Genomic DNA, 11472 nt, shown 5'->3' with positions numbered 1-11472 from the left:
AGACAAAGCACAGACACAAGAAAACACGAAGAACATTTGAGCACCACACCCTACAGGATGGTGAGCTTGTTCCCCCTACCAGTTGCATTTGTGCTTTCTCGTATCCCGGCAATTCTGACAGTTATTTTTCTTTTTTGTGGCTGGAACATTAGCAAAAAAACTTAGAAAACGCTTGCTAATTTATTGCAACAGCAGCAACTTTTTAACGTGTTTCTGCAGCCTGCAAGAAGATCGCTTCGCCTTGTTTTTCATATTCAATCGAAAAGTTATTTTCCAGTGCATGCAACAAACCTTCGGTATCGCCAACTTTAAAGTAACCTGCAACACGACGAGATTTAATACTTTCATCGCGCAATACAAATTGGTTTGCGGAGTAACGATTCATCTCTTTGATGGCGTTTTCCAGCGTTTCTCCCTGGAACACTAACATTCCCTGCTGCCAAGATAGATTTCTCTGTACCTGATCTAACGACAAACGCATCAGTGGCTGAGCAAACTGCCCATCAAACACCGCTGTATCTCCCGAAACCATGATAGTCCCTAAAGCGGTAAAGTCGTCAGATTTGAGTTTTTGGATATTCTCAGGCATGGACTGATTTATCTCAGATACCAGTACTTTACCCTCAGTCACTAATAACTCAAAACGTTTATCTTCCAGCAGCTGCACGTTAAACGCGGTACCAATTGCCGTTACCTTATTCTGACCAGCAGAAACCACAAACGGACGCTCTGCATCAGAGGCTACTTCAAAGTGTGCTTCGCCTTTGGTCACTTCTATGTGACGCAGTGAGTCTGTCATCTTTACTTCAATGGCACTGTTGGTATTCAATGCTACAAACGAACCGTCGGATAATGGGATGGTTTTTTGCTCACCCACTGAGGTGACAAACAGCTTCTTAGCCTGTACTTGCTGCTGTTGAGATACTTGAGTAGGGTCCACTTGCATCCAAACTAAAAATACCGCACAAAGCAAAAAGAGGCTCGCCGCTGTGGCAAACCAAGGCTTTCTAGCATAGGCACCATATCCATTACCATGACGCTCAGCAGATAACCGCTCAGCCAGTGGAAACAAACCGCTCAATTCGTGCATAACACTCAAATCGTCCCAAAGTGCCGCCATCTCAAACAATGCGGTTTGATATTGTTCACTCTGCGCTGCCCAATGAGTCAATTTAATCCGTTCTTGTTCAGTCAAGCCTCTATCAATACGGCTTATCCATTCACACGCTTGTTCCTGAATCTTGTCTTTGGAAACAAGTGGGGTCACATTATTCATAACTTATTTACCACGCCCAAAAAATGCAGACAGTGACGTTTTTTGGTCAGTCACTTGATGCTTACCAGACTTTGTTTGTTGCCCACCATCTTGGGCGGTTTGATGGTTAGCTAAATACCTGGCGCAGAGATGCAAACCTTTGGCCACGTGTTTCTCAACCGTGCTTTCGCTGATCTGTAGGTGTTCAGCAATTTCCCGCTGACTTAACTCATACACTTTCTTTAATAAAAAAACCCGTTTCACTTCCGGTGATAAGTGATCAGTTGCCCGACAGAAATGCAAAAAACGCTCTTTGCTTTCCACTTGCTTTTCCAGCTGTGTACCGGCGAATATACCATCTTGCTCGTCGAGCTCTTCCATCGAAAGATTGTATTTTTCAGCAGCTTTTGACACATGATTCAACGCAAGGTTCCTTGCGGTTTTTAACATGTAGGTTTTTTCAAACTGAATTTCTTGTTTCAGCTCAGCTTCATAGCTTTTTAACCAAGTTTCCTGAACGATATCGTCCACTTCCTCAGAGCTGACAATACCGCTTACCGCACGCCGCAACTGCGAGCGATATTTTAAGTATACCTGGGTAATGTTTGACGTTTTTGCCATTGCTGTTCTTTTCGAATACCACTTATTGCGATAACGAGGGCTGCTTTGCCTTTTCCTCGGTATGGCAATAAGAAGTGACTACTTGGGTAAAATGGGGGCATAAGCCCCCATTTACATCAGTGTCAGGGAAAACACTTTTTTAGAAATTATACATGGCTCTTACATAATAGAAGCCACCGTTGATACCAATAGGTGAAGTTACAGGGTATTGTGCACCTGCTACTTCAGTATCCCATTGAGTATTCTCATCAGGGTACTCATCAAATGCATTCTTCGCGCCTAATACAAAGCTTAAAGAATCGTTCACTGTGTAACCCAATTCCAAATCAACTGTGATTTCTGAACCTAAATAGATATCCAGGTCACCGCCTGAGTCCAGGTGATCCTCATAAATACTGCCGAAGTAGTTCATTCGAGCCATTATGCGCCAATCACCATTAGTGTGGTTAGCAGTCAAGCTGTAACGAGTACCAGGCAGGTTATCTTCAATCATCTCGATACGCGCAGCATTAATGTTCACGCGCTCATCAGCAGCAATGTTGTCAATCTGATCAGGGCTGATTTCTCTTACCGCACCAGTATTTACATTCGTCGCTTTAACCGAATCAACTTCCGTTTCCGTCCAGCTGTATGCCAATGAGAACACCGTATCGCCACCCAGCATTTCCATGGTGTAATTAGCGACAAGGTCTACACCTTGTGTCGTAGTGGTAAAGTCATTGGTGAAGAACTTAACTGAGCTGAAGCTGCTTGCATCAGTTACGCCGTTAGCTACAAGTGCTGCGATATCGGCATCGGATAACGCCAACGCAGACGTTGTGGTTAAACGGTCTTCCAACTCAATGTTGTAATAATCCATGGTAATAAACAGACCATTATCTAACTGTCCTACTAAACCAAAGCTAAAGCTGGTGCTTTCTTCTGGTGTTAGAGGTGTGGCGCCTTTTTGCTGCGCAATTGGATCAGTTGGCGGTAATGTCGCCTGATCTTGCAAGCCACCTGGTGCAAATGCTGTAGTTACGTTACGTACGTTACTTTGGCCAATGGTAGGTGCTTTAAAGCCTGTGGCAACTGCACCACGCAACGCCCAATCTTCAGTCATCTGCCAGCGCGCCGACAATTTACCTTTAGTGGTGTTACCAAAATCAGAGAAGTCTTCAAAACGGATGGCCGCGCCAACCATGAAGTCTTCTGTCAGATAAGTTTCTGAATCGAGGTATAAAGCCACACTGTTACGGCTTTCTTTACCTTGGAATTTCGCGTTTAAGCCAGGGAAACCATTTGAGCCGATACCAAAACCTTGCGCCGCGTATGGTCCAACTTCATAAGACTTAGCATCACCTGCGATGGATTCATAGGACTCATTGCGGTATTCAATACCACCAGCCAAGAATAGAGGCTCTTCCAGACCAACATCGAAAGACTTGTTCAAATCGATGTTAAAGCTTTGCTCTGACTGGATGTAGCGACCGGGTTTAAAGGAAGTGGGCGTATCTGGGCCTAATGAAGGGTTAATAGTGTTGCGGATGGCGAAATCCACTTCGTTCATACCAACATAGGCGCTAATATCGTAGTTGATTTCATCACCGAACTCACCTTTGGTACCCACAACGATTGAAGCGTCTTGAATCTTACCACCGAAACGCGGGGTAAAACCGCCTGGGAACAATTCGTTAAAGGCAAAGCAGTCGGGGTTATTAGCAACTTCAGATTGATAACGCGGGTTATCGAGCACGTTTGCGCCAACAATGATATCTGTTGGACAGTTACCAGACATGTCACCCGTAACATCTGCAACTAACAGAAGCTGATTGCCATCGGCATCCGTACCACCGTCATAAACACCACCGCGGGTGTGTGGGTTACGGAAGTAGAAGCCACCGTCCACTTCACGCTCAGCGTAGTTACCGAAGAAATAAGCGGAGTCTGTATTGTTTAGCTCAAGACCACCGTTAAAGACAAACTTGATGTCACCGCTAACTTCCGGGTTACCCCAGATTTGCGCAGGGTCGGCAACATTAGTATTACCACCAGCGATCAATCCGGCGGCATCATCACGCTGCACACTGCGAGAGGTATCATCAGATTCGCGATATTCGTAACTCAGGTTTAAGAAACCTTCGCTGGTGAACGGCAAGCCGATATTACCTGAAATCATCATCATGTCGCCATCGCCCTCATAATAAGAGCCATAACGCGCCTCCATACTTCCGCCTTCAGAATCGTCTTTTAAGGCAAAGTTGATTACACCGGCGATCGCATCCGAACCGTACTGTGCGGCAGCTCCGTCACGCAAAACTTCTACTTGCTTCAACGCGATTGAAGGAATTACTGAGATATCCGGGCCTTGAGCACCATCTGATAAACCGCCACCCAAGAATGTAATAACAGAAGAACGGTGACGACGCTTACCGTTCATCAGTACCAATGTATGGTCCGAAGCCATACCACGCAAGTTAGCAGGACGCACCAAAGTAGACGCATCGTTGATTGGCTGCTCGTTTACGTTAAAAGAAGGCACAGCCGCTTGCATCATGGATACCATATCGGTAGAGCCTTGGTTGCGGAATTCTTCTTCAGAAATAATGTCTACTGGTACCGCTGACTCGCCCACTGAGCGTGGTGCTGAACGCGTACCTACAACGGCGATTTTTTCTACGCTATCTGCGTTTTCGCTTGATTCTTGTGCCATTACTGCTGGCACTGCAGTGATTGACGCTGCCAATGAAGACATTGTCACAAAACGAATGCATTTGCTTAGTTTTGATAGTTGACTGTTCATAGCTGTGTTCCAAATTTTCTAAGTGTTTATGCGCCTGGTGAAGGCACATGTGTGTTTTTGATTTGCACGATTTTATTTTCCTGCCACCCAAAAATATTTAGGTAGCAGACTAGTTATAGCCACATAAAACCCCGAAAACAAACACTTTTTAGTAAAAACAAAAATATATTTTTTTTGATGGAGGATCTGCGATTATGACTTGTCTAGACACTATGGAACACACTAAAAACAACCTTAAAACACGCTTGTTATGGGGGTTACGGACAACCCCACCCTTTCTTTTAAGGTGCTTTAGCATTTTGTTAAAATGCAGCGCAGAATCTTCAAATGCAACCTTTGGTAACATTTTTCGGGTTTTTAGACAGGAACTTTTGGAAATCAACATTGATGTCGATAATGGGCCGAGGTAGCACCCTCTGTTACATATCGAAAATGTTTAAGAGTCGCAATTGACATTGCAACTAATCCATATCATTTAACGGCCAGGTAACGATGTAATCTTCGTATTTCTCCGGATCCACCTGGTACTCAAACACCGTTTTACCGCGCACCGACATCTCAGCTCTATGCATCGCTGTTTTTTTATTGCGATTTAACAAAGGATGCCAGGAAGGCAACCCTCTGCCTTCCTCCAGGCGGCGGTAACTGCAACTAGGCGGCATATAAAAAATATCTTTTAGATTTTCTTTGGTTAGCTGCACACAATCGGGAACCAGCACTGTGCGTTGCTCATATTGAGTGCAGGAGCAGGTTTTAGTATTGAGGTAATCACACACCACATTGGTAAACTCAACGGTTTCGTGCTCTGCGATAACATCTGTTGTTTCAGGCACGTCAGCGTTTTCATCATCGATAAATTTGTGTAAGCAGCATTTGCCACAACCATCACAAATCGCTTCCCATTCCTGCTGGGACATCTCTGCCAGTGATTTTTCTTCCCAAAAAGCGGTCATTTAGCGACTCTCTTCCTGCTGCACCTGCGCTGAACAAAATAAAATGTCGTTTAACGATGCTTTGAGCTTATCGCCAGGATTTAATGGGCCCACTCCCTTAGGGGTTCCAGTCAAAACGACATCACCGGGGTATAAACTAAAGATGGTCGAAATATGAGCAATCAAGCTCGACCAGGACCAAATCATTTGTGACGAACATCCTTGTTGGCGTAATTCATCATTAACCCAAAAAGAAAAATTCATATCTCTCTGCAAGTCCAATTGCTCAGAAGGAATAAAAGCACTCACCGGGCAGCTACCATCAAACGCTTTGGCTCGCTCCCAAGGTAGTCCTTTGGCTCTCAATTCTGACTGTTTGTCCCGCAGCGTTAAATCAAGTGCCAGCCCAACTCCCGCAATAGCCGCATGTGCTTGTTCTACACTTGCGCAAGTAATTGGCTGAGCAATTAAAAAGGCCAGCTCTATTTCGTTATGGCACAATGCGTTCGTTGGAATAAACAGCGTATCACTGAAGGACACAAGTGCATTACTGCCTTTCATAAACAATAAAGGTTCATCAGGCGTTTCATTGTTTAGCTCTGCGATATGTTCAGCGTAGTTTCGTCCCACACAAACTACTTTTCCCGCAGGTAGTTCAGCATAACCACCATGTTCAAATAAATGACGATACATAATTTAACGCCCCAATTTAATACGATCAGAAAGATGCCCCACTGAGGCACCGAAGTAGGTGGAGCGGTTCCATCCCATTAATGTGTGAAAATTATCATACACCAGATAAATCCGACCTTTTTCATCGTCAGGCATGATCAAGGAGGCCTGTAGCTCGCGGTCGGGTAGAGCTCGTCCGTCCATTCGTCTGACGCCTAATGCTTGCCAGTCAGCGAGCGACTTCATTTTTTCTCTGGCAAGGCCGCTTAACTTATAGTCAAAATTTTCGGGCAATTTTACCTGTCTACCCCAGGTCGCAGAATCGTCCCAACCTTCTGTTGCAAGAAAGTTGGCGATAGAGGCAAAAACATCCTCGTGATTTGTCCAGATGTCTTTTTTACCGTCACCATCAAAATCCTGTGCGTAATTCAGAAATGAAGTGGGCATAAATTGGCTCTGCCCCATCGCCCCGGCCCATGACCCCTTAAAATCAGCCTTGCTGATATGCCCTTCATTTAAAATAGTTAGTGCTGCGTATAGCTGTTTTCTGAACAACGCTTCACGACGCCCTTCGTAGGCTAATGTGGCTAACGCAGAGAGCACAGGATAACTGCCCATCAACTTGCCAAAATTACTCTCTACCCCCCATAGGGCAACGATAAACCGAGGTTGTACACCGTATTTTTGGGCGACTTTGTTTAACACCTCAGCATGCTCATTGTAGAGGGCTATGGCACGCTTAACCTTCCAGTCGGGTAAGCGCTTAGGTAAATAGGTATCCAAAGTTTGTTTAAATTCAGGTTGGTTTTTATCGGAACTCACCGCTCTTTGATAAAACTTGATGTCTTCAAAGGCCGAATCCAAAAAGCTTCGGCTAAACCCGCGCTCAGACGCTTCAGTTTTAAATTCTGCAATGTATTGTTCAAAAGATGGTTTGTTCTGCGCCTTGCCATAAAACGAAATGCATAACAGAACAGTAAAAAGCCACACGAGTTTTGAATTACTCATCACCGGCCCCTTTTAGCGCAGCGCGATGTTGTACCAGCAAACTCTCTGTTTTGGGCGGTAACTGCAAATAAAAGCCTTGCTCAGTCAATGCGCTTTTCACTTTTTCATTGCCTATCCTGACCAGTTGTTTATCACCTGCAAGATTAAACAGCATAACAAATTGTGGCTTTCCGAATGTGGCTAATAATGGCTCTGGCACGCGACTAAAATCATCGCGTTTTTCAACATAGAGGTATGTTTCGTTTTTTTTACTACTTTTATATATTGCACAAAGCATCGTTAAAACAACTCGCTATTATATCCGATGGTTTTTAAGATTATTGATATTCACTCAGTACGTCAGCCAGCAGCTCGTAACGCCAGCCACAACACAGATCGGGTTTAACACCCTGCAGTTTACATTCTTCCGTATCGAACCATAAATATTTCAGAAACTGATTGATTTGTTTTTTGGAAGCCAATACTTCCGGGGCAATGTTCAATTCTTCAGCAATGGTCAGGCATTCGTTGCGAATACTCTGACTAATCTTCTTATACGCCTTGATGTCCATTAAGCGGCGTACTTTAGGTGGTAAATCCTCCTCATCTCGCTGACTTGATTGCAAAACGATTTCAATTATCCGTTCCCCATGAATGCGTAATTCCTTGCCTGACAGCACATTCAGGGCGGCTAGCTTACTAAGGGATTTGGGCACTCGTTTAGCAATTTCCAGCATCGCAGTTTCTTTAATCACAAAATTTGCCGCCAGGTCCTGTTCCACTGCGGTTTGGTAGCGCCATGCAGCGAGGTCTTGTAACACGGCTAAACACCGTGGCTGCAATTGCCAGTTATTTTTCACCAACAAATAACGATGCTGAGGTTGTAAATTAGCCCGCTTTCTATTTGCCAAAGACTCCATCTCCTGGAGCACCCAATCAAAACGCTCAATAGCGACAATCTTTTCTTTTAAAATTGGGTAAACCTGATGCAAATAAAGAACATCATAGGCAGCATACTGCAATTGCGTAGCACTCAAGGGGCGGCGTAACCAATCAGTGCGTGACTCACCTTTGTCCACCTCAACGCCTAACAAATCTTGTATCAACTTGGCGTACCCCAAGGTATTACCGAGTCCTACCAGACAAGCTGCGAACTGAGTGTCGAAGATAGGGGCTGGGTAAACCCCTAATAATCGGTAAAACACCTCAAAATCTTCTGAAGGAGAATGCAAAACCTTTACAACATCCGGATCAATCAGAATTTCAACTAAGGGTGACCAGTCGCTAACCGTTAACGGATCAACCAGTACAATTTGCTTACCGTTATTTATCTGAATAAGACCGCACTGGGGATACCAGGTTTTTGTGCGCACAAACTCGGTATCGAGGGAGATGAACTCTACGCCCTTGGATTGCTGACAATACGTCGCCAGTTCTCCGTTTTCACTAATTATTTGAAATTCCATACACTTCTGATTTTGAAGAAAAAAAAACCGGCTGGCGCCGGTTTCTATTTAGTCTCGTAACTGCCTGCGCAGTATCTTACCAACATTTGATTTAGGAAGCTCGTCTCTAAACTCAACTATTTTCGGAACCTTATATCCGGTCAAATGAGATTTACAATGAGCAATCACCTCTTTGTCAGTCAAACTCTCATCTTTTTTGACAATAAAGAGTTTTACGATTTCACCTGAAACTTCGTGAGGAACGCCGATAGCTGCAGCTTCCAACACGCCGGGATGCATTACAGCTACATCTTCCACCTCATTAGGAAACACGTTAAAGCCAGATACCAGGATCATGTCTTTCTTGCGGTCAACAATGTAAAAATAACCATCCTCATCACATTTTGCGATATCACCTGTAGCCAGCCAGCCATCTTTAATGATTTCATCAGTGGCCTCAGGGCGATTGAGATAGCCTTTCATAACTTGCGGGCCTTTAACATACATCTCTCCCGCCTCGCCCATCGGCACTTCATTGCCCTCTTCATCAAGTAATTTTATATCCGTTGATGCCACTGGCATACCGATTGAGCCTTTGTAGCGCTCTAGTTGTGGAGGGTTAACAGTCACCACTGGGCTACATTCGGTCAAACCATAGCCTTCCAACAGCGCTGTTCCTGTCACCTCATGCCAGCGTTCTGCTACGGCGCGCTGCACAGCCATGCCACCGCCTAAGCCAAACTTGAAGCGCGAGAAATCCAGCTCATTGAATCCGGGAGTATTTAAAAGCCCATTAAACAGGGTGTTAACACCAGTAATAATGGAGAAATCGTATTTACCCAGCTCCTCGATAAATCCCGGCATATCTCTTGGATTGGTGATTAACAAGTTCGGGCAGCCAAACTTCATGAAAGTTAAGCAGTTACCTTGCAGTGCAAAAATATGGTAAAGCGGTAACGCGGTTACCACTATCTCTTCTCCCGGCGTAATTACCGGCTCAAGAATGCCGGATATCTGTTCCAGGTTGGCTACCATGTTACGGTGAGTCAACATGCCACCTTTGGAAACACCCGTAGTACCACCTGTATATTGCAAAAAGGCGATATCATCGTTAGTTATTTCTGGTTTGGTAAAGGTTAGGTTCTTGCCGCGACTCAGCACATCAGGAAATGGCACCGCACCGGGCAAGTTAAACTCAGGGATCACCTTTTTGACGTACTTTAATACCGCGTTAACTATCCAGCGTTTCGGAATTGGAAACATGTCACCGATTTTAGTCAGCATAGTCAGCTGTACAGGTGTTTTGTCGATAATGGCTGAAAGCGTATTAGCAAAATTTTCTACAATAACAATGGCTTTTGCACCGGAGTCATTAAGCTGGTGTTCCAGCTCGCGCTCAGTATACATAGGGTTAACGTTAACCACCGACATACCCGCTCTCAATATGCCAAAAATTGCGATGGGATATTGAATGAGGTTAGGCATCATAACCGCGACGGCGTCGCCCTTTTTAAGCCCCTGCCCTTGCAGATACGCTGCAAAGTGTTTCGAATACTCTTCTAACTCACCAAATGTAATGCTGTGGCCCATATTGATATATGCGGTTTTATCAGCGTATTTTGCTATCGATTGTTCAAAAATATCGACGAGTGAGGTGTACTTATCCGGGTCAACTTCCGGCTGAACAGTAGAGTGGTAATTCTTCAACCAAATCTTTTCCACTTTGATGGCTCCTGAGCGTGCTTGGGTCTGAATAATATTTCATTGTTATACGTCTGAGGTGAAAAAAACGACTGACGTCAGTCGTCCGACCAGAGACTTTTGTTTATACTAGCCAAACCTTTCGCAAAGTTAAACTTTTAATCACATCTCGTTAACAATAGCCTGGCGTTAAACATACTTCCCGAAAAAAACAGAAATTTTTTCAGCCACCTGGCCTGGATTATCCATATGTAAATGATGACCACCATCACAGGTCACCACTTCCAAGTTGTTTACCAGAGACTGACGCCGCTCTACATTTACTTTCAATTTTTCAAATCCCTCACTGCCTAAAATAGTTAGCCAGGGACATTGCACACCCGCGATAAAAGCGTTTGCCTGGGGCTCCGTTAGTCGCAGGGAGGAAATGGTTCTGAGTCTCTGATCGGTGCGCCATTTAAGCCCTTCATCACTTTGCTCAATATTGCGTTCCATGAGCAGCTGAGCTGACCCTCGTTGCATTTTCCCCGCCATCAGGCGCGCAGTGACAGCGGCGTCCATGGAGCCGGGATGACGAGGCGTTTTTTGTTGGCTGGCAATACGACTCTCAATGGATTCACGCAACTGCTGTGGGCTGGTTTCTGGCTCTAGCGTCAAGGGCCCAAAGGACTCTATTACCGCTAGTGCTTGCACCTTTTCAGGAAAACAACTGGCATAAACAGAGGAAACAATCCCCCCCATGGAATGGCTAATAAAGGAAACCTTATCCAATTCCATGAGTTCTATCACCTGATGCAAATCCTGAACATTGTCCATCAGATGATAATGTGCGCCTTGTGCTCTGTGGTCAGTTTTACCATGTCCGGCGAGATCCAGTGCGATAATGTGAAAGTCTGGCAAACATTCGGCAAGGGGGATAAAACTGGCGGCATTATCTAGCCAACCATGTAACGCAATTGCAGGAGGAAGTTCAGGATCACCAAAAGAGAGTCCCCTAAACGTCATGTGGGGCAACGCAACTTCAATTTCTGTCATAAAAAAACCAAAAAACGGCAATAAATTGCCGCTTTTTTAACA

10 protein-coding genes are annotated in these 11472 nt (G+C 44.8%); all 10 read right to left on the bottom strand.

Annotation, left to right across the window (positions count from 1 at the left end):
* Positions 1–202: 202 nt before the first annotated feature.
* The 10 genes from AABA75_RS08080 to AABA75_RS08035 all read right to left on the bottom strand — a co-directional run bounded on the left by AABA75_RS08080 (position 203) and on the right by AABA75_RS08035 (position 11430).
* A complete protein-coding gene (locus tag AABA75_RS08080) occupies positions 203–1276 on the bottom strand; it encodes a FecR family protein (protein ID WP_338292112.1) in 1074 nt (357 codons plus the stop codon).
* 3 nt (positions 1277–1279) lie between these two features.
* Positions 1280–1876 (bottom strand): RNA polymerase sigma factor, encoded by a 597-nt coding sequence (locus AABA75_RS08075; RefSeq protein WP_338292111.1) that lies wholly within the window; start codon positions 1874–1876, stop codon positions 1280–1282.
* Positions 1877–2015: 139 nt separating this feature from the next.
* On the bottom strand, positions 2016–4658 hold the full coding sequence (locus AABA75_RS08070) for a TonB-dependent receptor plug domain-containing protein (RefSeq protein ID WP_338292110.1): 2643 nt from the start codon (positions 4656–4658) through the stop codon (positions 2016–2018).
* Positions 4659–5119: 461 nt separating this feature from the next.
* A complete protein-coding gene (locus AABA75_RS08065) occupies positions 5120–5611 on the bottom strand; it encodes a YcgN family cysteine cluster protein (protein ID WP_338292109.1) in 492 nt (163 codons plus the stop codon).
* Positions 5612–6283, bottom strand: coding sequence for a fumarylacetoacetate hydrolase family protein (locus AABA75_RS08060; protein ID WP_338292108.1), 672 nt, complete (start codon positions 6281–6283; stop codon positions 5612–5614). It abuts the gene before it with no gap.
* Positions 6284–6286: 3 nt separating this feature from the next.
* A complete protein-coding gene (locus AABA75_RS08055; RefSeq protein WP_338292107.1) occupies positions 6287–7270 on the bottom strand; it encodes a lytic murein transglycosylase in 984 nt (327 codons plus the stop codon).
* Positions 7263–7547, bottom strand: coding sequence for a YcgL domain-containing protein (locus AABA75_RS08050; protein WP_338292106.1), 285 nt, complete (start codon positions 7545–7547; stop codon positions 7263–7265). The genes AABA75_RS08055 and AABA75_RS08050 overlap by 8 nt, the downstream gene beginning before the upstream one ends.
* Positions 7548–7587: 40 nt before the next feature.
* The gene (gene rnd / locus AABA75_RS08045) at positions 7588–8715 is read right to left on the bottom strand and encodes a ribonuclease D (protein ID WP_338292105.1); all 1128 of its coding nucleotides are present in this window, start codon (positions 8713–8715) and stop codon (positions 7588–7590) included.
* A 48-nt stretch (positions 8716–8763) separates the two neighbouring features.
* Positions 8764–10416, bottom strand: coding sequence for a long-chain-fatty-acid--CoA ligase FadD (gene fadD / locus AABA75_RS08040; RefSeq protein ID WP_338292104.1), 1653 nt, complete (start codon positions 10414–10416; stop codon positions 8764–8766).
* A 168-nt stretch (positions 10417–10584) separates the two neighbouring features.
* Entirely contained in the window at positions 10585–11430 is an 846-nt protein-coding gene (locus tag AABA75_RS08035) for an alpha/beta fold hydrolase (RefSeq protein ID WP_338292103.1), read from the bottom strand.
* Positions 11431–11472 lie beyond the last annotated feature (42 nt).

This window comes from Planctobacterium marinum (assembly GCF_036322805.1).
Lineage (GTDB): Bacteria > Pseudomonadota > Gammaproteobacteria > Enterobacterales > Alteromonadaceae > Planctobacterium > Planctobacterium marinum_A.
The sequence above is the reverse complement of the archived record's forward strand: the minus strand, read 5'-3'. Positions and strand labels throughout refer to the sequence as shown.

Bases quoted from the DNA above. Each gene is read 5' to 3' on its own strand.
- AABA75_RS08080 (WP_338292112.1), bottom strand. From the start codon at position 1,276: ATGAATAATGTGACCCCACTTGTTTCCAAAGACAAGATTCAGGAACAA.
- AABA75_RS08075 (WP_338292111.1), bottom strand. From the start codon at position 1,876: ATGGCAAAAACGTCAAACATTACCCAGGTATACTTAAAATATCGCTCG.
- AABA75_RS08070 (WP_338292110.1), bottom strand. From the start codon at position 4,658: ATGAACAGTCAACTATCAAAACTAAGCAAATGCATTCGTTTTGTGACA.
- AABA75_RS08065 (WP_338292109.1), bottom strand. From the start codon at position 5,611: ATGACCGCTTTTTGGGAAGAAAAATCACTGGCAGAGATGTCCCAGCAG.
- AABA75_RS08060 (WP_338292108.1), bottom strand. From the start codon at position 6,283: ATGTATCGTCATTTATTTGAACATGGTGGTTATGCTGAACTACCTGCG.
- AABA75_RS08055 (WP_338292107.1), bottom strand. From the start codon at position 7,270: ATGAGTAATTCAAAACTCGTGTGGCTTTTTACTGTTCTGTTATGCATT.
- AABA75_RS08050 (WP_338292106.1), bottom strand. From the start codon at position 7,547: ATGCTTTGTGCAATATATAAAAGTAGTAAAAAAAACGAAACATACCTC.
- rnd (WP_338292105.1), bottom strand. From the start codon at position 8,715: ATGGAATTTCAAATAATTAGTGAAAACGGAGAACTGGCGACGTATTGT.
- AABA75_RS08035 (WP_338292103.1), bottom strand. From the start codon at position 11,430: ATGACAGAAATTGAAGTTGCGTTGCCCCACATGACGTTTAGGGGACTC.